A 26,909-nucleotide genomic window follows, 5' to 3' on the forward strand; every position below is an offset into this window, starting at 1 on the left:
AGCGGCGGTCTCAGCCGATCAGCGAGGGCCGCAGGTCGCGCATCGTGCGCGCCCGCGTCATGCGGGAGGTCGCGACCCAGGTCAGCACGAGCGCGCCGAGCAGCCAGGCCGCCAGCACGCCGGCGTCGCCCCAGGCCGCGGCCGAGCTGCCGCCGTACATCACCTGGCGCAGGCCGTCGGTGGCGTAGCTCATCGGCAGCACGAAGTGGAGGGCTGCGAGCGGGGCGGGCAGGGTCTGCCACGGGAAGGTCCCGCCGGCCGTGACGAGCTGCACGACCATCAGCACCAGGCCGAGGAACTGCCCGACGCTGCCGAGCCAGACGTTGAGCGTCATGATGATCGCCGCGAACGCCGCCGAGGCGAGGGCCATCAGCCCGATCATGCCGAGCGGGTGGGCGACCTCGAAGCCGAGCGCCTGGGTGACGATGACGTAGAGCGCGACCATCTGCACGACGCCGAGCACCACCGGGGCCAGCCAGCCGGCCAGCGAGATGCGCACGGGGGCTTTGACGGCGGTGATGGCCCGCTTCGAGATCGGCTTCACGATCAGGAACAGCGCGTACATGCCGATCCAGGCCGCGAGGCTGATGAAGAACGGCGCGAGTCCCGCGCCGTAGGTGCCGGCACTCGTGAGGGCGGCGTCCTTGACCGAGACCGGGTCGCTGATGGCGCTCGCCTGGTCGTCGCGCGTCCGGACGGTGCTCGCGGGGATCTCGCCGAGTCCGCTCTGCAGCCCGTCGCGGAGCTGGGTGGTGCCGGTGTCGAGGCTGACGACGCCGTCGCGCAGCGAGGTGGACCCGCTGCTCAGGGTGTCGAGACCGGTCGCGAGGGTCGAGGCGCCCGTGGCGGCGCTCGCCGCGCCCGTGGCCAGTTGCGACGAGCCGGTCGCGGCCGACGAGATGCCCTGGGTCAGGGCCGGTGTGGCGGCGGCCAGGGTCGCGGCGCCGGTCGAGACCTGGTCGGCACCCGTGGCGAGCTGCCCCACCTGGGTGTTCAGCCCCTGGATCTGGGTGTTCGCGTCCTGGAGGGCGGTGGTCAGCGACTCGGTCGCGGGGGCGAAGGTCGCGGCGATCTGCTGGATCTGCTCGTCGGTGTAACCCTGCTGGCGCAGGGCTTCGGCGATCTGCTGCTGCGCCTGCTGCTGGGCGGCGGGCAGGCCGGCCGCGGCCGTCGCGCTCGTCGTTGCAGCGTCGGCCACGCCGGTGGCCAGGGCATCGTTGCCGGCCGCCACCTGGGCGGCACCGTCCGCCAGGGTCTGGGTCTGCGCGGGCAGGGCCGTCGTCTGGGTCTTCAGCGTCTGCAGTCCCGTGTCCAGCGCGGACGCCCCCGAGCTGAGCTGGCTCGTCCCGTCGGCGAGGGTGTGGGCCCCGGTCGCCGCGTCGGCCGCACCGTCGGCCAGCTGGTTCGCGCCGGCGACGGCCGAACCGGTGCCGGCGACGAGCTGGTTCGCCCCGTCGACCGCGCTGCCCAGGTTCGTGCGCACGTCGGCCAGGCCGACCAACAGGCGGCCCGCCGCCTCCTTGCCGACCTTCTCGGTGACCGAGGCCCGGATGGTCTTCGCCGCCTGCTCGGCGATCGTGGACGAGAGGTAGCTGTTGACGTCGCTCGTCGCGAGGGTGATCTGGGCCCGCTTCGGGTCGTCGCCGCTTGCCGAGGTGAGGTCGTCGCTGAAGCCCTTCGGGATCGTGAAGGTGAAGTCGTAGGTCTGGTCGCGCAGGCCCGCCGCGGCCTGGGCGGCCGAGACGACGTGCCAGTCGAAGTCGCCGCCGTCGGTGATCTGGTCGGTGACCTCGTCGCCGTAGTTCACCGTCTCGCCGTCGACCGTGGTGCCCGCGTCGGTGTTCACGAGGGCGGCCGGGATCTGGTCGAGCTTGGCGTACGGGTCCTGGTTGGCCCAGAGGTACAGGCCGCCGTAGAGCAGCGGCACGGTCATCAGCGCGACGAGTGCCAGGCGGGCGAGCGGGGTGGCGGTGAGGCGCTGCAGCTCGGAACGGACGAGGGCGTAGATCTTCACGGCTGGTCGCTTTCGACGGAGGTGTCGGGGGTGGCGGCGACCGCGGTGTCGTCGGGGGAGGAAGGAGGGGTGGTGTCGGTCTCGGGTACGGCGTCGGTCCCGGCCGCGGCGAACTCGGGCGTGGGCAGCGACTCGATCGTCGCGAGGGCCGCGAACCCGGTGATGGTCAACACGGTGTAGTCGCGGCCGACGAGGTCGTGGACGACCGAGAGCCAGTCGGCGACGTCGCCTCCGTGCCGTTCGGGGGTGGTCACGACCAGCCCGCGCACCTCGGGGCGCAGCACCGCCAACTCGCAGAGCAGGCGGACGCGCAGCTCGGTGGGCAGGGCGCTCAGGCGGGTCCGCTCGTGCTCGTCCAGCCCGATCTCCTCGAGCAGCAGACGAGCCGAGGCCTTGTCGGCGCGGAGCCCGGCGAGGGCGAGCTCTTCGCGGGCGACCTGGACGACCGTGAGGGCCGCGAACGGTTCGGCGACGGTGGGGGTGTCGACGAGGGCGAAGGAGGCGCGGATCGCCGCGTCGTCCGCCCGACCGTCGATCGTCACCCGGCCGGTCTCGGGGCGCATGCGGCCTCCCGCGACGAGTGACGCCAGGGTGGGCGCGTTCTCGGTCTCGACCGCGACGAAGCCCGGGGCCCAGCGGTCGGCGACCGCGCCGAGCCGGGGAAGTGCCGCGCCGGGGCCGTCGCCGATCGCGACGTCGTGCAGTTCGAGTCTCATGCGGGTTCTCCGGTCGGGGGCATCGAGGAGGCACCGGTCGCCGGTTCGGGAGGGAGCGCGAGTTCGGGGGCGGTCGCGACGAGGTCGCCGGCGGTGCGCCAGTCGAGGCCGACGACGCCGAGTACCGCGAGCATGACCAGTCGGTGGCCCTCGGAGCGGCTGAGCCGCTGCGTCGTGGCCTCGTCGAGCACGGACAGGGCGGCGCCCTCCACCAGGTGGGCCAGCGTGTGGGGAGCGATGTCGTCGCGCATGCGTCCGGACTCCACGCCACGACGGACGACGTCGCGGACGGTCTTCCGCAACGGGGCGAGCGCCTCGCCGACCTCGTGGGCCATCGGGCCGCGCACGGTCAGCTGCGCCATGACGCGCACGTGCTCGACCTCGGCCCAGAGTCGGGCGGCCAGGGAGGCGAGTTGCACGACGGGGTCCGCGATCGGTGCCGGTCGCGCGGCGACGCCGATGCGGGCGGCACCGCGCAGGCTGACCTCGCGGACGAGGTCGTCCCGCGTGGCGAAGTGGCCGTAGACGGAGCGTCGGGACAGGCCCGCCTCGGCCGCGATGGCCTCGAGCGACACGGACGGATCGCGGTTGAGCAGCAGTGCCGCGGCAGAGATCAGCGCGTCGCGGTTCGCGGTGGCGTCGCGGCGTGGCGCACGGGTGGCGCGGACGGGGTCATCGGCGGCAGGCATGACCCGATCGTACGATCTTGCACACCTTTGTGCAAGTTATTGTGCGGGGGGATCGTCGGTCAGCGCGAGCGGGGCAGGGTCGCTCGCAGCGCCTCCTCGTAGGCGTCGCAGACGGACTGCCAGGTGTAGGCGTCCGCGGCACGAGCGAGTGCCGCCGCGCTGAGGCGCTCCTGCTCGGTCGGGTCGTCGAGCAGCGCGGTGACGGCGGCGGCGATGGCGGCGGGCTCGGGCGCCACCAGGGTGCCGGCTCCGTCGAGCACCTCGCGGTTGTAGACGGTGTCGCGCGCGACGACGGGCGCCCCCGCGAACATGGCCTGCACCAGCGCCGGGTTCGTGCCGCCGACGCTGTGGCCGTGGAAGTAGGCCCCGGCGTGCTGCCAGAGGGCGTGCAGACGGTCGTCGTCGCTGACGTGGCCGAGCCAGGTCACGCGGTCGTTCGCCTCGGCCAGTCCGCGCACGAGCTCGTCGAGTTCGCCGCCGTAGCCGGTCGAGCCGACGATGACCACGTCGTGCCGCTCGGCGATCGAGCGAGCCGCCTCGACGAACTCGACGACGGTGTTCTCGGGCACGAAGCGCGCGACGACCAGGGCGTACCCGCGGTGTCGCTGGCCCGGCTCGACCGGCAGGTCGCGGACCGGGTCGCCGCCGTAGGGGATGAACAGGCCGTCCACGCCGAAGTCGGCCTGCCAGCGCCGGACGATCTCGCGGGCGTCGCAGATCAGCCCGTTCGCGAAGCGCGCGCTGGCCTTTGCTCCGAGACGGAACACCGTCTTCGCCGCGCGTCCCCACTTGGCACGCTCCCACTCGATGCCGTCGACGTTGACCAGCACGGGGATGCCGCGCAGCCTGAGCAAGGGCAGCCAGAAGCCGTTGGCCACGTTCATGACGAGGGCCGCGTCGGGCCGGCGCACGAGGGCGTCCAGCACGGCGGTGAGGCCGTAGCTCAGGGTGCTGAGCGATTTGCTTTCGACGCCCTTCGTCAGGCGGGAGGTGACCCGACGGTCGCGGGCGGGGTCGTCGTCGCGGGTCGACCCGTCGCGACCGTAGACCGTGACGTCCCAGCCGGCGTCGACCAGGGCGGGGGCGATCCGGCGCACCGCGGTCTCGAATCCGCCGTAGTAGCTGGGGTAGCCGCGGGTGCCGATGACGGCGACCGACGGTCGATCGGTCGCCGAGCGGCGGGGGCGCAAGGGGCGGGCAGTCATCGAGGTCGATCCGTTCGGCCGGTCTTCAGAGCAATGCTCGTAATATACCGGATTCCTGCCCCCTGCTGGTGCCGCCGGGTCGGCCGCCCGACCGGACGGGGCGCGTCGGCGCTCGCGATGCGAACGCCGACGCGCCGGGCTCTAGCCCCGAGCGCCCATCAGGTGCTCGAGGGCGAGCTGCTGCAACCGCACGAAGCCGTACCCGTGTCCGCCGAAGTGGGCGTCGGCGTCGAAGTCCTCGTAGGAGGCGCGGTCGGCGAGCAGCTGCTCGTAGCCTTCACCGTCGGCGAGGGTGTTCACCGAGAGCTCGGCGACCTGGCTGGCGGCCAGGGCCTCCTGCACCTCGGGGTCGGCGCGGAAGGCCTGCGCGCGCTCCTTGAGGAGCAGGTACATCCGCATGTTGGCGGCCGCGGACTCCCACACGCCGTCGATCGTCTCGGTGCGCGAGGGCTTGTAGTCGAAGTGACGCGGGCCGTCGTAGGTCGGTCCGCCCTGGGGCGAGCCGTGCTCGAGCAGGTCGACGAGCGAGAAGGCGTTCTGGAGGTCGCCGTGGCCGAACACGAGGTCCTGGTCGTACTTGATGCCGCGCTGACCGTTGAGGTCGATGTGGAAGAGCTTGCCCTGGTAGAGCGCCTGGGCGATGCCGGCCGTGAAGTTCAGTCCGGCCATCTGCTCGTGACCGACCTCGGGGTTCACGCCGGCCATCTCGGGGTGCTCGAGCGTCTCGATGAACGCGATGGCGTGACCGAGGGTCGGCAGCAGGATGTCGCCGCGGGGCTCGTTGGGCTTGGGCTCGATCGCGAAGCGCAGGTCGTAGCCCTTGTCGAGCACGTACTGCGAGAGCATGTCGACGCCCTCCTTGTAGCGCGAGAGGGCGGCCTGCACGTCCTTCGCGCTGTCGTACTCGGCGCCCTCGCGACCACCCCACATGACGAAGGTCTTCGCGCCGAGCTCGGCGGCGAGGTCGATGTTGCGGAGCACCTTGCGCAGGGCGAAACGTCGCACGCCGCGGTCGTTCGAGGTGAAGCCGCCGTCCTTGAAGACGGGGGCGCTGAAGAGGTTCGTGGTGACCATCGGCACGACGATCCCGGTCGCGTCGAGGGCGCCCTTCAGGCGGTCGATCTGCTTCTGGCGTTCGGCGTCGGTCGAGCCGAAGGCGAACAGGTCGTCGTCGTGGAAGGTCAGGCCGTACGCGCCGAGGCGGTCGAGGTTCTCGACGGCCTCGACGACGTCGAGCTGCGGGCGGGTCGGGCCGCCGAAGGGGTCCGAGCCGTTGTAGCCGATCGTCCAGAGGCCGAACGAGAACTTGTCTTCGCGGGTGGGGGTGGTGGACATCGGTGTCCCTTCCAGGGTCGAGCGGTCGGTCGCGTGGGGCGATCCCGCCCCGACGCGAATGTTGTGAGCCTCAACATATCCCGTCTTTCGTCGGCGCGGAAGAGGTCGGGGTCATTTGTCGCGGGCTCCCACAAAGGACTTGCGCGCCCCGTCGCGGCTGACGTAGTGTCTCGACCCGCGGCAGTCGAAGCGCTTCCGCACCCGTTCGGCAATCGACAGCGAGGTCATCATGACGACGATCCACGACGTGGCCCAGGCCGCCGGTGTGTCGATCTCGACGGTCTCGTACGCCCTGTCCGGCAAGCGGTCGATCGCGGCGTCGACCCGGCAGCGGGTCACCGACGCCGTCGAGCGGCTCGGCTACCGGCCGCATGCCGGAGCCCGCATGCTCGCCGGTGCCCGGACCAACATCCTGGCGCTCAGCGCGCCGATCCGGCCCGACAACCACCAGCCCACCCAGATGCGGTTCGTCACCGCCGTCGTCGAGGCGGCCCGTCGTCGGGACTACGACGTGTTGCTCCTCGCCACCGACGACGAGGTGTCCGGCATCCGGCGCGTGGCCTCGAGCTCGCTCGTCGACGGCGTCGTCGCGATCGGCGTCGCGACCGTCGACGAGCGCGTCGACCTCGTGCGCGAACTCGACCTGCCGGCCGGGTTCATCGGCATCCCGCAGGGCGTCGACGACCTCGCCTGCATCGACCTCGACTTCGCGGCCGCAGCCGCCGAGAGCGTCGACCGTCTTGCCGACGCCGGGCACCGGACCATCGGCGTCATCGGTCACCCGGCCTCCTACGGCGAGCGCGACACCGGCTTCATCCGACGTTTCGACGACGCCTTCGCGGGCCGGGCCGACAGTCGCGGCGTCGAGACGCTGACCGTGGCGGCGGACCTCGGGCGGGCGTCGGCCGTCCGGGCGTTCGACGACCTCCGCGAGAGGCTGCCCGGCATGACCGCGCTCGTGCTGCACTGCAGCGAGCCCACCGCCGAGGCCGTCCTCCAGCGCGTCCGCCGCCTCGGGCTCGAGATCCCCCGCGACCTCTCGGTGCTGGCGGCCTGTGCCAGCTACCCCGCCGACGAGTTCGAGCCGGCCCTCGACACCATCCCGCTGCCGATCGACGAGATGTGCTCGCGGGCGGTCGGGGCCGCCTTCGAGCGGATCGACGGTCATCTCGACACGGGCGTCGAGTTGATCGCGCCCACCTACCTGGCGAAGGGCTCGGTCTCCGGGCCGGCCCGCGCCTCCTGAACCCCTACCGACCGCACCACCGCGCCATCGCACCACCGTCATCCGACGGCCAGATCACATCGCTCCACGCCGATCGTCGAAACGCTTCGACGATCGGCACGGGGCCTCTACGAGGAGGTAGACACATGAAGAAACGACGCATCGTCGCCGTCGGGACGGCCCTCGCGGCCACCGCGGCGCTGCTGACCGGATGCTCGGCAGGCAGCTCGGGGTCGTCCGACCCCGACGTGCTGAAGCTCTGGCACTTCGAGAGCGAGACCAGCGCCATGGGCATCGCCTGGGACCAGGCGATCGCCACCTTCGAGGAAGAGACCGGTGCGAAGGTCGAGTTCGAGGAGAAGAGCTTCGAGCAGATCCGCTCGACCGCGAGCCAGGTGCTCAACTCGAACGAGGCACCCGACATCCTCGAGTACAACAAGGGCAACGCCACGGCGGGCCTGCTCGCGAGCCAGGGGCTGCTCGCGAACCTCGACGACGCCGTCGACGAGTACGGCTGGGACGACGACCTCGCCCCGTCGATCGCCACGACCTCGAAGTACGACGAGAAGGGCGTCATGGGCTCGGGCAGCTGGTACGGCATCCCGAACTACGGCGAGTACGTCGAGGTGTACTACAACAAGGACGCCTTCGCCGAGCAGGGCATCGCAGTGCCCACGACGTACGACGAGTTCGAGACGGCCCTGCAGACCTTCGCCGACGCCGGCATCACGCCGCTCGCCGAGGCCGGTGGCGAGTACCCGCTCGGGCAGTTGTTCTACCAGCTGGCCCTCTCGAAGGCCGACCGTTCGTTCGTCGACGACTACCAGCTCTACGAGGGCGACGTCGACTGGCAGGGCCCCGAGCTGACCTACGCCGCCGACAAGCTGAAGGAGTACGTCGACAACGGCTGGATCTCGAAGGACGTCACCGGCATCAAGGCCGAGGACATGGGCACGACCTTCATGAGCGGCGGGGCGCCGATCATGGTCTCCGGCAGCTGGTGGGCCGGGCGGGTCGCCGACGAGGCGACCTTCGACTGGGGCACGTTCCTGTTCCCCGGCAGCGACATGGCACCCGGGTCGGGCGGCAACCTCTGGGTCGTCCCCGAGAACGCGGCCAACAAGGACCTCGCGTACGAGTTCATCGACATCACGATGCGCCCCGAGATCCAGAACCTCATCGGCAACAACGGCGGCGTGCCGGTGAAGGCCGACCCGGCCGACATCACCGACCCGAAGAGCCAGGAGCTGATCGCCAACTTCAACACCTTGCTCGACCGCGATGGCCTGGCGTTCTACCCGGACTGGCCCACGCCGACCTTCTACGACCAGCTGGTCGCCGGCACCCAGGAGCTCGTCAACGGCACCGCCACGCCGGACGAGATGCTCACCACCCTGGGCGACCAGTACCAGAGCGGCGTCGACGACATCACCGGGAAGTAGCCGTGACCTCCCTCGACACCCGCCCCGGTGCCAGGGAGGCGCGCCCCCGTCGCGAGGGCCGACGCACGTCGTCGGCCCTCCCGCCGGAGGAGAGCCTCCTGCCCGGAGCCCGCCGCGCGGGCTTCTGGCTGTACCTGATCCCCGGCTTCGTCCTGTTCGCGGTCGTGATCCTGGTCCCGCTGATCTGGAACGTCTACCTCAGCTTCACCGACTACCGGGGCATCCGCCCGCCGACCTGGGCGGGGCTCGACAACTGGCGCGAGCTGATGAGCGACGACCGCTTCTGGACGTCCTTCCTCAACAGCGTCTTCCTCATCATCGCCATGGTGGTGGTCCCCACCGTGCTGGGCCTCCTGCTCGCCGCGATGCTGTTCGACCTGATCGGCCGGAAGTTCGGCGGCCGTCTGGCGTCGTTCCTGCGGGCGACCTACTACCTGCCGCAGATCCTGCCCGTGGCGATCGCCGCGATCGTCATCGGTTGGATCCTCCGACCCGAGAACGGCGCGCTCAACACCGTCCTCGACGCGGTGGGGCTGGGCGCCCTGCAGCACAACTGGCTCGGCAGCCCCGACACCGCGCTGCTCAGCATCATGGTGGTGATGGTCTGGGTGCAGCTCGGCTATCCCGTCGTCATCTTCATGGCCGCACTGCAACGGGTCGACCCCGAGCTGTACGAGGCCGCCGAACTCGACGGCGCCGGCTGGTTCCAGCGGTTCCGGGCGATCACGGTGAGCATCATCCGCCCCGAGATCTTCGTCGTCGTGCTGACCTGCACGATCGCCGCGTTGAAGGTGTTCGGACCGATCTACGCCCTGACCCGCGGCGGCCCCGGCGACTCGACGATCGTGCCGAGCTACTACGCGTACAGCGAGTTCTTCCAGAGCCAGCAGGTCGGCTACGGCGCAACCATCGCGACGGCGCTGACGCTTGTCATCGTCGTCATCACCATCTTCTTCATCCGGGCACAGAACCGGGTCGAACGAGCAGAGAGGGAACGCTGATGGCCACGACCGTCGTGCCGCCGGTGAAAGACGACCGCATCCGTCCCGCGGTGCCCAGCCCGCGCCTCCCGAAGGCCACGCGCCGGAAGAAGAAACGAACGGCCACCGACTGGCTGATCCTCGCCGCGGCGATCGCCTTCGGCGTGCTGGTCGCCCTGCCGTTCCTGTTGATCTTGGTCAACTCGTTCAAGTCGCCCGCCGACTACACGACCGGAGGGCCGCTCAGCCTGCCGACGTCGCTGTACGTCGACGGCCTCGTCGACTTCTGGAACCGCGTCGAGTTCCCGGCCAAGCTCTGGAACAGCTTCGTGATCGCCGGGTTGGTGGCCCTGTTCGCCGTGGTCATCTCGGTGTTCAACGCCTACGCGCTCGGCATCGGCCGGGTGCGCGGCCGCACCTGGATCATCGTGCTGTTCCTGCTCGCGAACATGCTGCCGCAGGAGGCCCTTCTCTACCCGCTGTACTTCATGTTCAAGCAGGTGGGCCTCTACGACAACATCTGGGCGGTCATCATCATCTTCACGGTGATCCAGAGCGCCTTCGGCACCTACCTGCTCTCGAGCGTGTACGGCACGTTCCCGAAAGAGGTGCTCGAGGCGGCGTCGCTCGACGGGGCGAGCCGGTGGCAGATCCTCTGGCGGGTCATCGTGCCGATCAGTCGGCCGACCCTGTCGGTGCTCGCGATCTTCTTCTTCATCTGGACGTGGAACGAGTTCCTCATCCCGCTCACCTTCCTGGTGTCCAACGGCAACCAGACGGTCCCCGTCGCCATCACCGCCCTCCAGGGCGACCGGCTGATGGACGTCACCACGACGAGCGCGTCGGCCCTGCTCGGGTTGATCCCCACGCTCGTCTTCTTCCTGATCTTCCAGCGCACCCTGACCCGCGGCATCACGGCCGGCGCGGTCAAGTGACGCGTTCCACCCCGAAAGGCTCCACATGAAGTTCACCGACGGTTTCTGGCAGATCCGCCCGGGGGTCGAGTCCCTCTTCGCCCAGGAGGCCCACGACGTCGAGCCCCGGGCGGACGGACGCTCGATCGAGGTCACCGCACCCACCAAGGTGATCGGCTCGCGGGGCGACACCCTCAACCGCCCGACGCTCACGATCGCGCTGAGTTCGCCGATGGAGGGCGTGATCGCCGTCGACGTCACGCACTTCGCCGGTGGTCGTGACGAGATCGGGTTCGACCTGGTGGGCTCCGAGGGCGGCCCCGCCGGGGTCGGGGTCGTCGAGACGAGCGAAGGAGGTGCGACCCTGACCTCGGGACGCCTCACGGCCACGGTCGGTCGCGGAGCGCCGTTCGAGCTGACATTCCGCGACGGCGACACCGTGCTCACCCGGTCGGGCCACAAGTCGGTCGGCTACCACCGGGTCGCCGCGGACGCCCAGGTCGACGGGGCGATGCTCGGCAACGCCCGGGCCGGCACCGGACGCGTCCTCGCGCCGAGCTACGTCTCGCAGCAACTCTCGCTGGGCGTCGGCGAGCTCGTCTACGGCCTCGGCGAGCGGTTCGGCCCGCTGGTCAAGAACGGCCAGACGGTCGACGTGTGGAACGCCGACGGTGGCACGTCGAGCGAGCAGGCCTACAAGAACGTCCCGTTCTACGTCACGAACCGCGGGTACGGCGTCCTGGTCGACCACCCGGGTCACGTCTCGTACGAGATCGGCTCCGAGTCGGTCGAGCGGGTGCAGTTCTCGGTGGCGGGAGAGACCCTGCGCTACCTGGTGATCGCCGGCCCGACGCCCGCCGACGTGCTCGACCGGTACACGCGCCTGACCGGTCGGCCGGCCCACGTGCCGGCCTGGTCGTACGGTCTCTGGTTGTCGACGTCGTTCACGACCGACTACGACGAGGCGACGGTCACGGGCTTCGTCGACGAGATGGCCCGCCGCGACATGCCGATCAGCGTGTTCCACTTCGACTGCTTCTGGATGCGCGAGTTCCAGTGGTGCGACTTCGAGTGGGACCCCCGCGTGTTCCCCGACCCCGAGGGCATGCTCGCCCGGCTGCACGAGCGCGACCTGCGCGTCTGCGTCTGGATCAACCCCTACATCGGTCAGCGCTCGGCACTGTTCCGCGAGGCCGCCGAGGCCGGTTACCTCGTGCGGAACCCCGACGGCAGCGTCTGGCAGTGGGACCTCTGGCAGGCCGGCATGGGCCTGGTCGACTTCACGAACCCCGAGGCGACGGCCTGGTTCCAGGGGCACCTGCGTCGGCTGCAGGCCCAGGGGGTCGACGCGTTCAAGACCGACTTCGGCGAGCGCATCCCCACCGACGTCGTCTGGCACGACGGCTCCGACCCCGAGCGCATGCACAACTGGTACACGCAGCTCTACAACCAGGCGGTCTTCGAGGTGCTCGAGGAGGTGCGCGGCGAGGGCGACGCCGTCGTCTTCGCCCGCTCGGCGACGACGGGCGGTCAGGCGCTTCCCGTGCACTGGGGTGGCGACTCGACGTCGACCTTCGAGTCGATGGCCGAGACCCTCCGCGGCGGACTGTCCCTGGCCATGAGCGGCTTCTCGTTCTGGAGCCACGACATCGGCGGCTTCGAGGGGACTCCCGATGCCGAGGTCTACAAACGGTGGACGGCCTTCGGCCTGCTGTCGAGCCACAGCCGGTTCCACGGCAGCTCGTCGTACCGGGTGCCGTGGGCCTTCGACGACGAGGCCGTCGAGGTCACCCGCCGCTTCACGAAGCTGAAGCTGTCCCTCATGCCCTACCTCTACGCCGCCGGGCTCGCGTCGTCGCGCTCGGGACTGCCGGTCATGCGTCCGATGGCCCTGGCCTTCCCCGGCGACCGCGGCGCCGCCCACGTCGACACGCAGTACCTGCTCGGAGACGACCTGCTGGTCGCACCGGTCTTCTCGGCCGACGGCACCGTCGAGGTATACCTGCCGGCGGGGCGCTGGACGAACTGGTTCACCGGCGAGGTCGTCGACGCGGGGTCCGGGGCGTGGCGCACCGAGCGGCACGACGTCATGAGCCTGCCGCTCTACGTGCGCGAGGGGGCGGTGATCCCGGTCGGCGCGCGGGACGACCGGCCCGACCACGACTACCTCGACGGTCTCGTGCTGAGGGTGTTCCCCGGGGGTGACGGCACCCGCTCGATCACGGTGACCACGCCCACCGGCGAGTCCGCCGACTTCGTCGTCACGCGGTCAGGAGGCGCGGTGTCGGTCGACACCGCCGCCACCGGCTGGCGGGTCGACGAGGTCTGACGCCGGGGCCGGGGCCGGCGGGCGACTCAGGCACCGGGCGGCGTGGCGTCCTCGACGCGCCGCCCGGCGAGGTCGAGGTAGCCTCGACCGACGAAGGGGCGCGGGCGTGACGACTCAGCAGGGCGACGGTGAGGGCGCGGCGGCTCCCGACCTCGGTGCGCGGTTCGACCGGGTCCGGCGGGACAACCTCGCGACGGTGCTCGGCATCGTCCACACCGACGGGGCCGCGTCGCGGTCGGCCCTCACCCAGGCGACCGGACTCAACCGCTCGACGATCGCGGCGCTCGTGGGTGAACTCGTCGACCGGGGACTCGTCGTCGAGACCGACCCGGTCGGCACCAACCGGGTCGGGCGGCCCAGCCCGGTCGTGGCGCCGGACCCCCGTGTCGTCGCGATCGCGGTCAACCCCGAGATCGACGCCGTCACGGTCGGCGTCGTCGGGCTCGACGGCGTCGTGCAGCATCGCGTCCGTCGCGAGACCGACGGGGTGCCCAGCGCGCCCCGGGCCGCGGCGCTCGCCGCCGAGGTGATCGCCGGGCTGCGCTCCGGCGCACTGTCTCCCGACGTGCGGGTGCTCGGGGTGGGTCTCGCGGTCCCCGGGCTGGTCGGGTCCGACGGGGGAGTCGTGCGGCTCGCCCCGCACCTCGGGTGGATCGACGAGCCGTTCGCGGCCGTCGTGGCGTCCGCGACCGGCCTGCCGACCCGCGCGGCCAACGACGCGTCGCTCGGTGCGATCGCCGAGGGCCGCTTCGGGGCCGGGCGGGGCGTCGACGACCTCGTGTTCCTGAACGGCGGTGCGAGTGGTGTCGGCGGGGGAGTCCTCATCGGTGGCAGTCCGGTGACCGGCGTGGGGGGTTTTGCCGGCGAGATCGGGCACACCCTCGTCAACTCCGTCGGCGAGCTCTGCCACTGCGGCGCCGTGGGGTGCCTCGAGACCGAGGTCGGTCAGGCCCGGTTGCTCACCGTCACCGGACTCGACCGTGGTCAGGCCGACCAGCTGGACGCGGCGCTCGCCGGCGCCGAGCCCGGGTCGCCCGTGGCCGTCGAGGTGCGGCGTCAGATCGACTTCCTGGCCGTGGCCCTGCGAGGCGTCGTGAACTCGTTCAACCCGGCGCTGATCGTGCTCGGCGGCTTCCTCGGATCGCTGCACGCGGCCGACCCCGGCCGTCTGGCCGAGCGGGTCCGCGGTCAGTCCCTGCCCGGCGCCCGCGACGACGTGCGGATCACCCGCGCCGCCCTCGGCGTGGACCGGCTGACGATTGGAGCGGCCGAACTGGCCTTCGCCGCCGTCTTGGCCGACCCTGCGTCCGTGACCCGCGCCTCCTGACGTCGTCCTCGTGGCGTTCGACCCGCCACGAAGTGAACGACCCGCCACGCAATCGGGTGGCGGGTTGCTCACCTCGTGGCGGGCAAGCGGGCAAGCGGGCAAGCGGGCGGGCAGGCGGGCAGGCGGGCACGCGGGGCCGCCCGCCCCCGCGTCAGGCGTGCGTGTGCGGCTCGGAGTTCGCCCACACCGACGCCGCGGCGACGCCGGCCAGTTCGACGCTGCCGACCGCCCGGTCGTGCGCGTCGGTCAGCACGACCTGCAGCGAGCCGGCGTAGTCGCGACGCTCGCCGACGCGCACGTGCGCGCCGACCCGCAGGTCGAGCGAGCTGAGGTAGCGCAGCAGCTCGGGTTCGTCGTCCGAGACGCGCACGACGAAGCCGCACTCGCCCTCGACGAAATCGCCCAGCGGATGGGCGGCAGGCCGCACGACCGTGCCGTCGGCCGCGGGGATCGGGTCGCCGTGCGGGTCGGCCGTGGGGTGTCCGAGCTCGACGTCGAACCGGTCGAGCAACCGATCGCTGACGGCGTGCTCGAGCACCTCGGCCTCGTCGTGCACCTCGTCCCAGCCGTAACCCAGGCGTTCGACCAGGTACGTCTCGATCAGCCGGTGTCGCCGGACCATCGACACGGCGATCGCACGGCCCGCGTCGCTCAGGGCGATGCGCCGGTAGGGCTCGTAGTCGAGGTAGCCGTCGCGGTCGAGCTTGCGGAGGTTGCCCGACACGGTCGACGCGCTCACGCCGAGCGTCGCCGCGATCTCGTTGGTCGAGATGCCGGCGCCGACTCCTGCCTCGGCCCACTCCTCGGCCTTCCAGATGACCTTGAGGTAGTCCTCGGCCATGGTGGTGCGCGTGCTGGCCGGGTCGCTGGGCATGGTCCGATCCTAGGCGGCGCCACCCGCGCCTCCTGCGGTCGTCCGCGCCCGGCGCACCGGGGTCACGGGCGGGGCAACGACCCCAGCCCCTGCGCGGCCCGGTAGCGCTCGCCGACGGCGGGTCGCAGGTCGGCCTCGAAGGAGGCGCTGGTCGCCGGGGTCCAGGTCGGTCGCGTCCCCGAGAGGGCCCAGCCCGCCTGTCGTGCCGCGCCGTCGGCGACGTACTCGCCCGGCTCGGGCACGACGACGGGCAGGTCGAACACCTGGCGGGCGACGGCCTGGACGGCCGGATTCAGCGCGGCCCCGCCGATGAGGAGGACGCGGGTGGCCTGGACCCCCTGTCGGCGGACGGCGGCGGCACCGTCGGACAGTGCCGACAGCATGCCCTCGACGGCGGCACGGGCCATGTTCTCGCGGGTGGAGTTCGCCAGGGTCAGGCCCGAGAGCGTCGCCGTGGCGTCGGGCAGGTCGGGGGTGCGTTCGCCCTCGAAGTAGGGCACCAGCGTGACCCCGCCGGCGCCGGGCTCGGCCGCGAGGGCCAGACGGGCCAGTTCGTCGTGGTCGACGCCGAGCAGTCCGCCGACCGACGACAGCACCCGCGCCGCGTTCAGCGTGGCGACCAGGGGGAGGTAGCCACCCGCGGCGTCCGCGAAGCCGGCCACCGTGCCGCCGGGGTCGGTCACGGGCCGGTCGGTGACGGCGAAGGCCGTCCCGCTCGTGCCGATGCTGATGACGAGGTCGCCGACCGTGGCGTCGAGGCCGAGGGCCGCCCCGGCGTTGTCGCCCGCGCCGGCGCCGACCACGATGCCGGCCGGGATCGGGCCGTCCGCGACCGTCGTCCCGGCCGCCTGGTCGGCCTGCAGCACCCGCGGCAGCACGACGCGCCCGGCATCGCCCGCGGGGGAGCCGGTCGCCTCGCGTGCCCCACGACCGAAGGCGTGCTCGAACAGGTCGAGGTCGTACGCCTCGTCGGTGGGGCTCCAGTACGAGGTGCCGCTGGCGTCCGAGCGGTCGGTGACGAGGGCGTCGAGGTCGGGCCCGAGCGGGCTCTCGTCGGCGGGACCGAAACCGAGGAGGCGCCAGGTGAGCCAGTCGTGCGGCAGCGCCACCGCGGCTACCCGCGCGGCGTTCTCGGGCTCGGCGTCGCGCAGCCAGCGCAGCTTGGTGGCGGTGAACGACGCGACGGGAACGGAGCCCGTGCGTCGGGCCCATTGCTCGGCCCCGAGCTCGTCGATCAGGTCGCGGGCGGCCGGGGCGCTGCGGGTGTCGTTCCAGAGCAGGGCGTCGCGGACGACGCGTCCCTCGGCGTCGAGGGCGACGAGGCCGTGCTGCTGACCGGCGACCGAGAGTGCGGCGACGTCGTCGAGGCCGCCGGCGTCCGCGATCGCCGCGAGCAGCGCCTCCCACCAGGCCGCCGGGGGCACCTCGGTGCCCTGGGGATGCCCGGCCGACCCCTGCCGGACGAGTTCGCCCGTCGAGAGATCACGGACGACGACTTTGCAACTCTGGGTCGATGAGTCGACCCCGGCGACGAGACTCATGGGCACAGTTTGTCGTACGTGACCACAAATGGCCACCGGCGGTGTCCCGCGGGTCGCGCGCCGCGCCTCCGCGACGGGTCCCGGGCCGTCCGGGCGGCCCGGACGAGCCTGTCGGTAGACTCAAGTGCACCTCACCCGGTGCGTTCCCCCGACGTGAGGAGAAACCCATGCCAGCAGTGGTGATCATCGGAGCCCAGTGGGGCGACGAGGGCAAGGGCAAGGCCACCGACCTGTTGTCGAGCCGCATCGACTACGTCGTCAAGTTCAACGGCGGCAACAACGCCGGCCACACCGTGGTGATCGGCGACCAGAAGTACGCGTTGCACCTGCTGCCCTCCGGCATCCTCTCGCCCGGCGTGACGCCCGTCATCGGCAACGGCGTCGTCGTCGACATCGAGGTGCTCTTCGACGAGCTCGACGCGCTGATCGCGCGCGGCATCGACGTCTCCCGGTTGCGGGTCAGCGCCAACGCGCACGTCATCACGCACTACCACCGCACCCTCGACAAGGTGACCGAGCGCTTCCTCGGCAAGCGCCAGATCGGCACCACCGGTCGAGGAATCGGCCCGACCTACGCCGACAAGATCAACCGCGTCGGCATCCGCGTGCAGGACATCTTCGACGAGGGCATCCTGCGGCAGAAGGTCGAGGCGGCCCTCGACCAGAAGAACCACCTGCTCGTCAAGATCTACAACCGTCGCGCGATCGAGGTCGACGAGGTCGTCGAGTCGCTGCTCTCGTACGCCGAGCGACTCAAGCCGATGGTCGCCGACACGGCGCTCGAGATCCACCAGGCGCTCGAGGCCGACAAGACCGTCCTCTTCGAGGCGGGCCAGGCGACCATGCTCGACGTCGACCACGGCACCTACCCGTTCGTCACCTCGTCGTCCGCCACCGCAGGAGGCGCCTCGACCGGCTCGGGCATCGGGCCGGGCCGCATCGAGCGCGTCATCGGCATCGTCAAGGCGTACACGACCCGCGTCGGCGCCGGGCCGTTCCCGACCGAGCTCTTCGACGCCTCGGGTGAGTTCCTCCGGGCCAACGGCTTCGAGTTCGGCACGACCACCGGCCGTCCTCGCCGCTGCGGATGGTACGACGCCCCGATCGCGCGCTACACGGCGCGGATCAACGGCGTGACCGACTTCGTGCTGACCAAGCTCGACGTGCTCACCGGCCTCGAGACGATCCCGGTCTGCGTGGCCTACGACGTCGACGGCGTCCGGCACGACGAGGTCCCCGTCTCGCAGAGCGACTTCCACCACGCGACGCCGATCTACGAAGAGTTCCCGGGGTGGAGCGAAGACATCACCGGGGCGCGCGACTTCGACGACCTCCCGAAGGCCGCGCAGGACTACGTGCTCGCCGTCGAGGCGATGAGCGGTGCCCGCATCTCGGCGATCGGCGTGGGCCCGGGCCGTGACGCCATCGTGCAGCGGCACGACCTGCTCGGCTGAGCCGCGCTACCACACTCACCCGCCACCGAGCCAACTCCCAGAATCTAGGTATGGTCTTCTCCTCATGACACTCGACATCGCCTACACCGCCATCGCCCACGCCACCGGTGGGGGCCGTGACGGCCACGTCCGCAGCGAAGACGACCGACTCGACTTCGACACGCGGCCCCCCAAAGAACTCGGTGGCTCCGGCGAGGGCACCAACCCCGAGCAGCTGTTCGCGGCGGGCTTCGCCGCCTGCTTCCTCAGCGCCATGCACGGCGCCGGCAAGAAGCTCGGCGTCGACACGAAGGACGCCGAGGTCTCGGCGAGCGTCGGCATCGGCGGCAACGGCGAGGGCGGATTCGGCCTCGCGGTCGAGCTCGACATCTACACGCCGAACGTCGAGCCCGAGCGTCGTCAAGAGCTGGCCGACGCGGCCCACCACGTGTGCCCGTACTCGAACGCCACGCGTGGCAACGTCGAGGTCACGCTCACGCTGGTCGACTGATCCCGGCCCGCCCCGCGCGGGGCGACCCGGCCGTGAAGGAGGCGCGTCCTGCGAGAGCGGGACGCGCCTCCTTCGTCCGTGGCGGTCGGTCGGCGGCCCCGTCGTCGGGCGCGCCGATAGGGTCGGTGCATGGCACTCGACAGTCCTCTCGGGGCGGACAGCCCCCTCAGCTCGGCCGACCAGGGCGCGATCGACGAACTCGCGGGCATCCGCCAGAGCATCGACAACATCGACGCCGCCCTCGTCCACATGCTCGCCGAGCGGTTCAAGTACACGCAGTCCGTCGGCCTGCTCAAGGCGGCGGCGGGCATGCCGGCCAGCGATCCCGAACGCGAGCGCGTGCAGATCCAGCGCCTGCGTCGCCTGGCAGAAGAGGCCCGGCTCGACCCGGCCTTCGCCGAGTCCTTCCTGAACTTCATCGTCGCCGAGGTGATCCACCACCACGAGCGCATCGCCGCCGGCGACGACCCCACCGTCGGCCGCGCATGAGCGACCTCGGCCCGTCCGGCCCCCAGCGTCTCTACGTCGGTTCGTACACCGCGGTCAGCGGTGGCCACGGCCTCGGCATCACCGTCCTCGAGCGGTCGAGGGCCGACGGTCGCTGGCAGGCCGGGCAGGTCGTCGAGGCCGACGACCCGTCGTTCCTCGTCGTCACCGAAGGAGCCCTGCACGCGGTCGCCGAGACGAACGAGGGCCGCGTGCTGTCGTACACGATCGCCGCGGGCCGCCTGGTCGAGGCCGGCGTCGCGGCGTCCGGCGGTGCCTCGCCCTGCCACATCGCCCACGACCCGGCCTCGAACGCCCTGCTCGTCGCGAACTACGTCGGCGGCACCTTCGGCGTGCTCAGCTCCGAGGCCACCGACCCGGCACGCGTGACGGCGACCGTCGCGCTCCCGTCGGGTTCCGGCCCGGTCGCCGACCGCCAGGGCGGGCCGCACGCCCACCAGATCGTCGCGACCCCGTGGGGCACCCACCTGGTCAGCGACCTCGGCACCGACCGGCTGGTCGAGGTCGCCGTCGACGTCGTCACGCTCGAACCGTCGATCGTCGGCGTGCACCCGATGCCCGCCGGCTCGGGCCCGCGGCACCTCGCCTTCCTCGGCGACGACCTGCTCGTCGTGGGCGAGCTCGACGCCCGTCTGTACGTCGTCCGGAGGCAGGGAGACGATCTCGTCATCCCGTACTCGGTGGCGGTCGTCGAGGGCGAGCCCAACGAGCGGGGAGACCTCCCGTCGCACCTGGCCGTCCACGGCTCGCGGGTCTACGTCGCCACGCGCGGCCGCGACACGATCAGCGTGCTCGAGACCTCGGTCGACGCCGAGGGCGGGTCCGACGGCGGCGAGCCCTCGCGGCTCCGCCTGGTCGGTCAGGTGCCGTGCGGCGGCGAGTGGCCGCGGCATTTCACCATCGCCGACGGCCTGCTCTACTGCGCCAACCAGGGTTCCGACACCGTCTCGGTGCTGCCCGTCGACGAGGCCACCGGTCTGCCCGGGGCCCCCGTCGACCTGTTCACCCTCGGCAGCCCCGCCTGCATCGTCGCCGTCTGACCGGACCGCAGGAGGCGCGGGTCAGCGTCGCGGCACGAGCCGCTGCAGCACGGCGATGACGTCGTCGATCGACGTGTCGTGGCGCGGGTCGCCGCCCGAGTCCACCGGTGAGAAGGGCCGCGGCGTGAAGTAGAGCCCGTCGGAGACGAGCGACACCACCCGGGCGACCGCGGGGTCGCCGACGGCGTCGAGGACGACCTGGTGCCAGCGGGACTGCATGGCGGTGAGGGCCTCGAGTGCCCGGGGGTGGCGTCCGCTCGACGCGAGGTTCGAGACGGCGGTGATGCAGCGGTCGAGCGGGTCGTCGGCCGGGATGGCCGCGGGTGACGAGGTGCGGACGAAGTAGTCCACGACGCCCTCCGGCGCGCTGGTCATCGCCGCGACGTCGTCGTCCAGCAGCGCGGTGAGGCGGTCGACGAGGGCGTCGACCAGCGCCTCGCGCGTGGGGAAGTGGTACAGCAGGCCGCCTTTCGAGACCCCGGCCGCGGTGGCCACGGCATCGAAGGTCGCAGCGCGTTCGCCGTCGTCGACGACGAGCGTCTCGAACGTGTCGAGCATCGATTCCCGGGCTGACGGTCGAGGGCTCATTCTGTTACTGTACCGTCTGGACGGTGTAACTGTACCGTCCAGACGGTCGGCACCCGCGCGTCCTGCCCTCGCCGGGCCGCCGACGCCAGGCGGTGCGCGCACCGATCGACCCACCACTCCACCGACCGCGAGAGAACGCCATGACCCGCCCCGCCACCGTCACCGCCACGACCCCGACCGGCGTCCCGCCGCGTGCCGGCCGACGACAGTGGGCCGCGTTGGTCGTGCTCATGCTGCCGGTGCTGCTCGTCTCGGTCGACAACACGGTGCTGAGCTTCGCCCTGCCCGAGATCTCGACCGCACTGCAGCCGAGCGCCGCGGGCCAGCTCTGGATCGTCGACGTCTACTCGCTCGTCCTCGCCGGCCTGCTCGTGGCCATGGGGTCGATGGGCGACCGGTTCGGCCGCCGCAAGCTGCTGCTGACCGGTGCGAGCGGATTCGCCGTGGTCTCGGTGCTCGCCGCGTTCTCCACGAGCGCCGAGCAGCTCATCACGGCACGAGCCGTGCTGGGCTTCTTCGGCGCGATGATCATGCCGGCGACCCTCTCGCTGCTGCGCAGCACCTTCCTCGACCGTGAGCAGCGCCGGCTCGCGATCGCCGTCTGGGCCTCGGGCTTCGCCGCCGGATCGGCCCTGGGCCCGATCGTCGGCGGCGTGCTCCTCGAGCACTTCGCCTGGGGCTCGGTGTTCCTCGTCGCGGTACCCGTGCTCGTCCCCCTGCTGATCGCCGGCCCGCTGCTGCTCACCGAGAGCCGCGATCCCGCACCGGGGCCGGCCGACCCGTTCTCGGTGCTGCTGTCGCTCGCGGCCATGGCGCCGGTCGTCGCGGCGATCAAGCTGCTCGCGACCGACGGCTTCGTCTGGCCCGTCGCCGCCCTGGCGCTGGTCGGCGTGGGCTCGGGCTGGCTGTTCGTCCGGCGTCAGCTCGCCCGCCCGCGTCCGCTGCTCGACGTGCGGCTCTTCACGAACCCGGTGTTCGCCGGATCGGTCCTGGTCAACCTGCTCGCCGTCGTGGCGCTCGTGGCCTTCCTGTTCTTCACGACCCAGCACCTGCAACTCGTCGTGGGGCTGCGGCCGTTGCAGGCCGCGCTGACGCTGGTGCCCGGTCTCGCGGTGATGATCTTGGCGGGCCTCGGCGTCGTGCGGGTCGTCCGGTGGCTCCGCCCTCGCACCATCGTCGCGATCGGCCTCGCCTCGGCCGCGCTCGCCTACGCGGCGGTCTTCGCCACCGCCGGGGCCCCCGTGGTCGTGTTCGTCGTGGCCTTCGCCTTCGTCGGCCTGGGTGTCGGCGCGGCCGAGACGATCTCGAACGACCTGATCATCGCGGCCGTGCCCGCGAACCGGGCCGGGGCCGCCTCGGCGGTGTCCGAGACCGCCTACGAGGTCGGTGCCGTCCTCGGAACCGCCGTGCTCGGCAGCATGTTGACCGCCATCTACCGGGGTGCCCTGGTCGTGCCCGCCGGCGTGCCCACCGAGGCGGGCGAGGCGGCCCGCGAGACCCTGGGAGGCGCGGTGGCGGTCTCCGACGGGCTGCCCGACTCGCTCGCGGGCCCCCTGCTGCACGCCGCCACCGACGCCTTCGACCACGGTCTCGTCGCCACGGCCGGGGTCGGGGCACTGGTGATGGTCGCCGCGGTGGTGGTCGCCCTCACGACCCTCCGCCGCGCCTCCTCGGCCGACTGAGGCCCCGGGCCGTCCGGGCCACCCCGGCACGGGTGGCCCGAGCCGGCCGCGGCGCCCGCGCGGCCCACCTGCCCACGGGTAAAGTGTGGCGAGCCCCCCGAGACGCCAGGAGAACCATGCCCCGCACCGTCAGACTCGCTGCCATCCCCGGAGACGGCATCGGCCCCGAGGTGGTCGCGGAGGCCCTCAAGGTGCTCGAGGTCGCGGCCGGCGACGACGCGACGTTCGAGGTCACGACCTTCTCGCTGGGTGCGGCCCGCTACCTCGAGACGGGCGACATCCTGACCGACGACGACCTGACGGCCGTCGCGTCGCATGACGCGATCCTGCTCGGAGCGGTGGGCGGCGACCCCCGCGACCCGCGGCTGGCGGGCGGCATCATCGAGCGTGGCCTGTTGCTGAAGCTGCGCTTCGCCCTCGACCACTACGTCAACCTGCGGCCCACCAAGGTCCATCCCGGCGTCCCGTCGCCGCTCTCGGCGCCCGGCGAGGTCGACTTCGTCGTCGTCCGCGAGGGCACCGAGGGTCCCTACGTCGGCAACGGAGGCGCGCTGCGGCAGGGCACGCCGCACGAAATTGCGAACGAGGTCAGCGTCAACACGGCGCACGGCGTCGAGCGCGTCGTGCGTTTCGCCTTCGAGAAGGCCCGCGGTCGTCGTGGGCACCTGACCCTCGTGCACAAGACCAACGTGCTCGTGTTCTCGGGCAGCCTCTGGCAGCGCACCGTCGACGCCGTGGCCGCCGAGTACCCCGACGTCGCCGTGGACTACCAGCACGTCGACGCGGCCACCATCCACCTCGTGGTCGACCCCTCCCGGTTCGACGTCATCGTCACCGACAACCTCTTCGGCGACATCCTCACCGACCTCGCCGGCGCCATCAGCGGCGGCATCGGGCTCGCGGCATCGGGCAACCTCAACCCCGACGGCGCTTTCCCGAGCATGTTCGAACCCGTGCACGGCTCGGCCCCCGACATCGCCGGTCAACAGAAAGCCGACCCGACGGCGGCGATCCTCTCCGTCGCCCTCCTGCTCGACCACCTCGGCCTGCCCGACGCGGCCGCCCGCGTCACCCGGGCCGTCGACGCCGACATCGCCGACCGCGCCTCGCGTGACGCGTCCGTCCCCGCCCGCCGCACGGACGAGATCGGCACGGCGATCGCCGACCGCGTGCGCACCCTGTCCCCGTCTGCCTCCGCCTGAAGGGCATCATGACCACCACCGACAACGTCTCCGCCCCGACCGACGACTCGGCCGACTTCCCGCTGCAGTTCGAGCTGACGCCGTCCGAGACGGTACGCGACGACGCCGAACGCGAGACGATCCTCAGCGACCCCGGCTTCGGCAAGCACTTCACCGACCACATGGTGACCATCGAGTGGACCCTCGCCGACGGGTGGCACGCGGCGTCCGTCCACCCGTACGGCCCCCTGCAGCTCGACCCCTCGGCGTCGGTGCTGCACTACGCGCAAGAGATCTTCGAGGGCATGAAGGCCTACCGGCACGCCGACGGTTCGGTCTGGTCGTTCCGGCCGGACGCCAACGGTCGCCGCCTGCAGCGCTCGGCCCGCCGACTCGCGCTGCCCGAGCTCAGCACCGACGACTTCGTCGAGTCGGTCCGCCAACTCGTGCGGGCCGATCTCGACTGGGTGCCGTCGGCCCCCGAGACGAGCCTGTACCTCCGCCCGTTCATGATCGCCACCGAGGCGTTCCTGGGGGTCCGGGCCGCCCACGAGGTGTCGTACCACGTCATCGCGAGTCCGGCCGGGGCCTACTTCAGCGGCGGCGTCTCTCCGGTCTCGATCTGGCTGACCACGAACTACGCCCGAGCAGGCAAAGGTGGCACGGGTGCGGCCAAGACCGGCGGCAACTACGCGTCGTCCCTGCTGCCGCAGCAGGAGGCCTACGAGAACGGCTGCCAGCAGGTGCTGTTCCTCGACTCGTCCGAGAGCAACTACATCGAAGAGCTCGGTGGGATGAACGTGGTGCTCGTCAAGAAGGACGGCACCCTCGTCACCCCCGACAGCGACTCGATCCTCGAGGGCATCACGCGCGACTCGATCCTCGAGTTGGCCGAGGCCCGGGGCCACCGCGTCGAGCGTCGTCGCGTGACGATCGACGAGTGGCGTGACGGCGTCGAGTCCGGTGACATCGTGGAGGTCTTCGCGTGCGGCACGGCCGCCGTCGTCGTCCCCATCGCCGAACTCAAGGGCGAGGGCATCCACATCGGGTCGCCCGCCGCGTCCGGTGGAGAACTGACCATGTCCCTGCGCGAAGAGCTGACCGACATCCAGTACGGCCGCCGTCCCGATGTCCACGGCTGGATGACTAGGCTCGACGCGTGAAGATCGCCCGTTTCGCCACGCCCGGAGAAGACCCCCGCTACGGCATCGTCGACGAGCGCGAGCTCATCGTCCTCGCCGGTGATCCCATGTACAGCGGGTACGAGACGACGGGCGAGCGGGTCTCCCTGCGTCAGGCCAAGTTGCTCGCGCCGGTGATCCCGCGGTCCAAGGTCGTCGGAGTCGGCCTGAACTACCAGGACCACGCCGACGAGCTCGGCCAGTCCGCGCCCGAGGCGCCCATCCTGTTCCTCAAGCCCAACACGACGGTCATCGGTTTCGGCGACTCGATCCAGCTCCCGCCCGACGTCGGCCGGGTCGACTTCGAAGGCGAACTCGCCATCGTCATCGGGTCGATCGCCAAGCGCGTGAAGGCCGAGGACTACCAGGACGTGGTGTTCGGCTACACCGTCGCCAACGACGTCACGGCCCGCGACGTGCAGAACGCCGACGGCCAGTGGACCCGCGCGAAGGGCTACGACACCTTCCTGCCCCTCGGCCCCTACATCGAGAACGAATTCGACTGGACGGACGCCACCATCGAGACCCGGGTGGACGGCGAGGTCATGCAGCGCGAGTCGACGATGCAGATGATCCACAAGATCCCCGAGCTGATCGAGTACGTCACCGACGTCTTCACCCTGCTGCCGGGGGACGTCATCCTGACCGGCACGCCCGCCGGCATCGGTCCTTTCACTTCGGGCCAGACCGTCGAGGTCGCGATCTCGGGCCTCGGCTCGTTGATCAACCCCGCCAAGAACCGGGTCTAGGCCCGCCCGGTGAGCCCCGCCGCCGTCGACGCGCCGCCGCGCGCGAATCCGGTGCCGGGGCTCCTGCTGGCCGGGGTCGCCTACGGGGTGGCGTGGGGCCTGCACCTCGTGTTGCCGGCGGTCCCCGTCTTGACCTGGTGCGTCCTGCTCGGCATCGCGGCCGCCCAGGTCCGGCCCCTCCGCCCGGTGATCGACGGCAGCGGCAAGCCCGGACTGACCTTCGCCTCGAAGCGACTGTTGCGCATCGGCGTCGTGTTGCTCGGGCTCCAGCTCAGCCTCGTCGACGTCGCCGGACTCGGGTGGGCGACGGTCGTCGTCGTGATCGCGATCCTCGGGCTCACGTTCGCGGTCACCTACCTGCTCGGCCGATGGGCCCGGCTCCCCGGTGACCAAGCCCTCCTGCTCGCGGCCGGCTTCTCGATCTGCGGGGCGTCGGCGATCGGCGCGATGAGTGCCGTGACCCGCGATCGCGGCAAGGACGCCGCGACTCCCGTCGCTCTGGTCACGTTGTTCGGCACGCTCGCGATCGCCGTCCTGCCCCTGATCGGAGGGTGGGTCGGTCTGACCGACCTCGAGTTCGGAGCCTGGGTGGGGGCGAGCGTGCACGACGTCGGTCAGGTCGTCGCCACGGCGCAGACCGCCGGAGCGGCCGCACTCGCGATCGCGGTCATCGTCAAGCTCACTCGGGTCCTGATGCTCGCGCCGATCGTGGCGATCACGTCGACCGTGGTCCGCCGACGGGGTGCCGACGCCGGAGCCCGGCCGCCGATCGTGCCGTTGTTCGTCGTCGGCTTCGCCGTCGCGGTCGTCGTCCGGACGGTGATCCCGGTTCCGGAGGCGCTGCTCGCGACCGCAGGGACGGTCCAGTCGGTCCTGCTCGGGCTCGCACTCGTCGGCCTCGGGTCGGGCATCCGCCTCGAGCGCCTCGTCCGCACCGGTGGCCGCGCCTTCCTCGTGGGCCTGGCCTCGTGGATCGTCATCGCCTCGGTATCCCTGGGCGCCGTGCTCGTGCTGCCCCTGGGGTAGCGGCGGCGTCCCCGCGGGGACGTGGCGGGCGACACGCCCGGGATGCACGAAGTTTGGCCATACCCGTCTCGGGCTGCGTAAAGTAATCACTTGTCACCCCAAAGGTGCGGGCGGAGCGAAGCTTCCCCGGCCCTCAAGTGGGACCAACTTCCAAGTCCTCGAGTTGCTTCACAGCCTCGGACCAAGTGAGTTGCGAACACTGATCAAGATGATGTAGAGTTACGGCTCGTTCCGCAAGGGACGTCGGCACGGTCTCGGCATCGTCGGTCAGTGCAAAAGGTTACAGAACTGCCCAGGGCAAAGGTCTTTCAAGGCTGGGTCCCTGGTGCGTTTGGTCCTTGAGAACTCAACAGCGTGCACATTGTCAAATGCCAAATTATACCCTGGCATTGCTTGTGGCTTCATCTTTGGTGGGGTTGT

The 26,909-nt window shown here is 71.3% G+C and carries 23 protein-coding genes; 15 read left to right on the forward strand and 8 right to left on the reverse strand.

Annotated features, from left to right (window positions below; genetic code table 11):
- Window positions 1–10: 10 nt before the first annotated feature.
- The 5 genes from ACIOSR_RS14375 to xylA all read right to left on the reverse strand — a co-directional run bounded on the left by ACIOSR_RS14375 (window position 11) and on the right by xylA (window position 5,959).
- Window positions 11–2,014: a YhgE/Pip family protein gene (locus ACIOSR_RS14375; RefSeq protein WP_402752963.1), complete on the reverse strand. Its 2,004-nt coding sequence runs from the start codon at window positions 2,012–2,014 to the stop codon at window positions 11–13.
- The gene (locus ACIOSR_RS14380) at window positions 2,011–2,730 is read right to left on the reverse strand and encodes a hypothetical protein (RefSeq protein WP_402752964.1); all 720 of its coding nucleotides are present in this window, start codon (window positions 2,728–2,730) and stop codon (window positions 2,011–2,013) included. Before ACIOSR_RS14380 ends, ACIOSR_RS14375 begins: the two co-directional genes overlap by 4 nt.
- Complete coding sequence (locus ACIOSR_RS14385; RefSeq protein WP_056049609.1) at window positions 2,727–3,419, reverse strand: TetR/AcrR family transcriptional regulator; 693 nt, start codon at window positions 3,417–3,419, stop codon at window positions 2,727–2,729. The genes ACIOSR_RS14380 and ACIOSR_RS14385 overlap by 4 nt, the downstream gene beginning before the upstream one ends.
- Window positions 3,420–3,478: 59 nt before the next feature.
- Window positions 3,479–4,624 (reverse strand): glycosyltransferase, encoded by a 1,146-nt coding sequence (locus ACIOSR_RS14390; protein WP_159825770.1) that lies wholly within the window; start codon window positions 4,622–4,624, stop codon window positions 3,479–3,481.
- A gap of 141 nt (window positions 4,625–4,765) precedes the next feature.
- Window positions 4,766–5,959 (reverse strand): xylose isomerase, encoded by a 1,194-nt coding sequence (gene xylA / locus ACIOSR_RS14395; RefSeq protein ID WP_055978258.1) that lies wholly within the window; start codon window positions 5,957–5,959, stop codon window positions 4,766–4,768.
- A gap of 229 nt (window positions 5,960–6,188) precedes the next feature.
- On the opposite strand from xylA, the gene ACIOSR_RS14400 reads away from it, so the two are divergent.
- The 6 genes from ACIOSR_RS14400 (at window position 6,189) to ACIOSR_RS14425 (ending at window position 14,176) form a co-directional block, all read left to right on the forward strand.
- Complete coding sequence (locus ACIOSR_RS14400; protein WP_056049604.1) at window positions 6,189–7,205, forward strand: LacI family DNA-binding transcriptional regulator; 1,017 nt, start codon at window positions 6,189–6,191, stop codon at window positions 7,203–7,205.
- Window positions 7,206–7,330: 125 nt separating this feature from the next.
- The gene (locus ACIOSR_RS14405) at window positions 7,331–8,626 is read left to right on the forward strand and encodes an ABC transporter substrate-binding protein (RefSeq protein ID WP_402752965.1); all 1,296 of its coding nucleotides are present in this window, start codon (window positions 7,331–7,333) and stop codon (window positions 8,624–8,626) included.
- Window positions 8,627–8,628: 2 nt separating this feature from the next.
- A complete protein-coding gene (locus ACIOSR_RS14410) occupies window positions 8,629–9,627 on the forward strand; it encodes a carbohydrate ABC transporter permease (protein ID WP_082454854.1) in 999 nt (332 codons plus the stop codon).
- Window positions 9,627–10,541, forward strand: a complete 915-nt coding sequence (locus ACIOSR_RS14415; RefSeq protein WP_402752966.1) for a carbohydrate ABC transporter permease — start codon at window positions 9,627–9,629, stop codon at window positions 10,539–10,541. The genes ACIOSR_RS14410 and ACIOSR_RS14415 overlap by 1 nt, the downstream gene beginning before the upstream one ends.
- A 25-nt stretch (window positions 10,542–10,566) precedes the next feature.
- The gene (gene yicI, locus ACIOSR_RS14420) at window positions 10,567–12,849 is read left to right on the forward strand and encodes an alpha-xylosidase (protein WP_056049597.1); all 2,283 of its coding nucleotides are present in this window, start codon (window positions 10,567–10,569) and stop codon (window positions 12,847–12,849) included.
- A 106-nt stretch (window positions 12,850–12,955) separates the two neighbouring features.
- A complete protein-coding gene (locus ACIOSR_RS14425; protein ID WP_173154683.1) occupies window positions 12,956–14,176 on the forward strand; it encodes an ROK family protein in 1,221 nt (406 codons plus the stop codon).
- 151 nt (window positions 14,177–14,327) lie between these two features.
- Here ACIOSR_RS14425 and ACIOSR_RS14430 read toward each other — a convergent pair whose 3' ends face one another.
- Window positions 14,328–15,050 carry a metal-dependent transcriptional regulator gene (locus ACIOSR_RS14430; protein ID WP_055978265.1) on the reverse strand — a complete coding sequence of 241 codons (723 nt, stop codon included), beginning with the start codon at window positions 15,048–15,050 and terminating at the stop codon, window positions 14,328–14,330.
- A gap of 62 nt (window positions 15,051–15,112) precedes the next feature.
- Window positions 15,113–16,591 (reverse strand): xylulokinase, encoded by a 1,479-nt coding sequence (locus ACIOSR_RS14435; RefSeq protein WP_402752967.1) that lies wholly within the window; start codon window positions 16,589–16,591, stop codon window positions 15,113–15,115.
- A 167-nt stretch (window positions 16,592–16,758) separates the two neighbouring features.
- Between ACIOSR_RS14435 and ACIOSR_RS14440 the strand changes: the two genes are divergently transcribed.
- From ACIOSR_RS14440 to ACIOSR_RS14455, 4 genes are all read left to right on the forward strand, one after another.
- Entirely contained in the window at window positions 16,759–18,045 is a 1,287-nt protein-coding gene (locus ACIOSR_RS14440; protein WP_055978268.1) for an adenylosuccinate synthase, read from the forward strand.
- A gap of 64 nt (window positions 18,046–18,109) precedes the next feature.
- A complete protein-coding gene (locus ACIOSR_RS14445; protein ID WP_055978271.1) occupies window positions 18,110–18,535 on the forward strand; it encodes an organic hydroperoxide resistance protein in 426 nt (141 codons plus the stop codon).
- A 129-nt stretch (window positions 18,536–18,664) separates the two neighbouring features.
- Window positions 18,665–19,024, forward strand: coding sequence for a chorismate mutase (locus tag ACIOSR_RS14450; RefSeq protein WP_402752968.1), 360 nt, complete (start codon window positions 18,665–18,667; stop codon window positions 19,022–19,024).
- A complete protein-coding gene (locus tag ACIOSR_RS14455) occupies window positions 19,021–20,082 on the forward strand; it encodes a beta-propeller fold lactonase family protein (protein WP_123570870.1) in 1,062 nt (353 codons plus the stop codon). The genes ACIOSR_RS14450 and ACIOSR_RS14455 overlap by 4 nt, the downstream gene beginning before the upstream one ends.
- Before the next feature lie 21 nt (window positions 20,083–20,103).
- Here the strand turns inward: ACIOSR_RS14455 and ACIOSR_RS14460 are convergent, their stop codons facing one another.
- Entirely contained in the window at window positions 20,104–20,670 is a 567-nt protein-coding gene (locus ACIOSR_RS14460) for a TetR/AcrR family transcriptional regulator (protein ID WP_402752969.1), read from the reverse strand.
- A 140-nt stretch (window positions 20,671–20,810) separates the two neighbouring features.
- Here ACIOSR_RS14460 and ACIOSR_RS14465 point away from each other — a divergent pair, with 140 nt between their 5' ends.
- The 5 genes from ACIOSR_RS14465 to ACIOSR_RS14485 all read left to right on the forward strand — a co-directional run bounded on the left by ACIOSR_RS14465 (window position 20,811) and on the right by ACIOSR_RS14485 (window position 26,489).
- Window positions 20,811–22,352 (forward strand): MFS transporter, encoded by a 1,542-nt coding sequence (locus ACIOSR_RS14465; RefSeq protein WP_402752970.1) that lies wholly within the window; start codon window positions 20,811–20,813, stop codon window positions 22,350–22,352.
- Between the two features lie 116 nt (window positions 22,353–22,468).
- Window positions 22,469–23,554: a 3-isopropylmalate dehydrogenase gene (locus tag ACIOSR_RS14470; protein ID WP_055978277.1), complete on the forward strand. Its 1,086-nt coding sequence runs from the start codon at window positions 22,469–22,471 to the stop codon at window positions 23,552–23,554.
- Window positions 23,555–23,562: 8 nt separating this feature from the next.
- The gene (locus ACIOSR_RS14475; protein WP_402752971.1) at window positions 23,563–24,696 is read left to right on the forward strand and encodes a branched-chain amino acid aminotransferase; all 1,134 of its coding nucleotides are present in this window, start codon (window positions 23,563–23,565) and stop codon (window positions 24,694–24,696) included.
- Complete coding sequence (locus ACIOSR_RS14480) at window positions 24,693–25,463, forward strand: fumarylacetoacetate hydrolase family protein (RefSeq protein WP_123570867.1); 771 nt, start codon at window positions 24,693–24,695, stop codon at window positions 25,461–25,463. The genes ACIOSR_RS14475 and ACIOSR_RS14480 overlap by 4 nt, the downstream gene beginning before the upstream one ends.
- 9 nt (window positions 25,464–25,472) lie before the next feature.
- The gene (locus ACIOSR_RS14485; protein WP_402752972.1) at window positions 25,473–26,489 is read left to right on the forward strand and encodes a YeiH family protein; all 1,017 of its coding nucleotides are present in this window, start codon (window positions 25,473–25,475) and stop codon (window positions 26,487–26,489) included.
- Window positions 26,490–26,909: the final 420 nt, after the last annotated feature.

It is taken from the genome of Frigoribacterium sp. NPDC087798, assembly GCF_044742985.1.
Taxonomy (GTDB): domain Bacteria; phylum Actinomycetota; class Actinomycetes; order Actinomycetales; family Microbacteriaceae; genus Frigoribacterium.

Excerpts from the sequence above, each read along its gene's own strand:
- yicI (WP_056049597.1), top strand. The coding sequence starts at position 10,567 with ATGAAGTTCACCGACGGTTTCTGGCAGATCCGCCCGGGGGTCGAGTCC.
- ACIOSR_RS14445 (WP_055978271.1), top strand. The coding sequence starts at position 18,110 with ATGACACTCGACATCGCCTACACCGCCATCGCCCACGCCACCGGTGGG.
- ACIOSR_RS14390 (WP_159825770.1), bottom strand. The coding sequence starts at position 4,624 with ATGACTGCCCGCCCCTTGCGCCCCCGCCGCTCGGCGACCGATCGACCG.
- ACIOSR_RS14400 (WP_056049604.1), top strand. The coding sequence starts at position 6,189 with ATGACGACGATCCACGACGTGGCCCAGGCCGCCGGTGTGTCGATCTCG.
- ACIOSR_RS14470 (WP_055978277.1), top strand. The coding sequence starts at position 22,469 with ATGCCCCGCACCGTCAGACTCGCTGCCATCCCCGGAGACGGCATCGGC.
- ACIOSR_RS14475 (WP_402752971.1), top strand. The coding sequence starts at position 23,563 with ATGACCACCACCGACAACGTCTCCGCCCCGACCGACGACTCGGCCGAC.
- ACIOSR_RS14380 (WP_402752964.1), bottom strand. The coding sequence starts at position 2,730 with ATGAGACTCGAACTGCACGACGTCGCGATCGGCGACGGCCCCGGCGCG.
- ACIOSR_RS14435 (WP_402752967.1), bottom strand. The coding sequence starts at position 16,591 with ATGAGTCTCGTCGCCGGGGTCGACTCATCGACCCAGAGTTGCAAAGTC.
- ACIOSR_RS14430 (WP_055978265.1), bottom strand. The coding sequence starts at position 15,050 with ATGCCCAGCGACCCGGCCAGCACGCGCACCACCATGGCCGAGGACTAC.
- xylA (WP_055978258.1), bottom strand. The coding sequence starts at position 5,959 with ATGTCCACCACCCCCACCCGCGAAGACAAGTTCTCGTTCGGCCTCTGG.
- ACIOSR_RS14440 (WP_055978268.1), top strand. The coding sequence starts at position 16,759 with ATGCCAGCAGTGGTGATCATCGGAGCCCAGTGGGGCGACGAGGGCAAG.
- ACIOSR_RS14385 (WP_056049609.1), bottom strand. The coding sequence starts at position 3,419 with ATGCCTGCCGCCGATGACCCCGTCCGCGCCACCCGTGCGCCACGCCGC.
- ACIOSR_RS14465 (WP_402752970.1), top strand. The coding sequence starts at position 20,811 with ATGACCCGCCCCGCCACCGTCACCGCCACGACCCCGACCGGCGTCCCG.
- ACIOSR_RS14450 (WP_402752968.1), top strand. The coding sequence starts at position 18,665 with ATGGCACTCGACAGTCCTCTCGGGGCGGACAGCCCCCTCAGCTCGGCC.
- ACIOSR_RS14455 (WP_123570870.1), top strand. The coding sequence starts at position 19,021 with ATGAGCGACCTCGGCCCGTCCGGCCCCCAGCGTCTCTACGTCGGTTCG.
- ACIOSR_RS14405 (WP_402752965.1), top strand. The coding sequence starts at position 7,331 with ATGAAGAAACGACGCATCGTCGCCGTCGGGACGGCCCTCGCGGCCACC.
- ACIOSR_RS14460 (WP_402752969.1), bottom strand. The coding sequence starts at position 20,670 with ATGAGCCCTCGACCGTCAGCCCGGGAATCGATGCTCGACACGTTCGAG.
- ACIOSR_RS14415 (WP_402752966.1), top strand. The coding sequence starts at position 9,627 with ATGGCCACGACCGTCGTGCCGCCGGTGAAAGACGACCGCATCCGTCCC.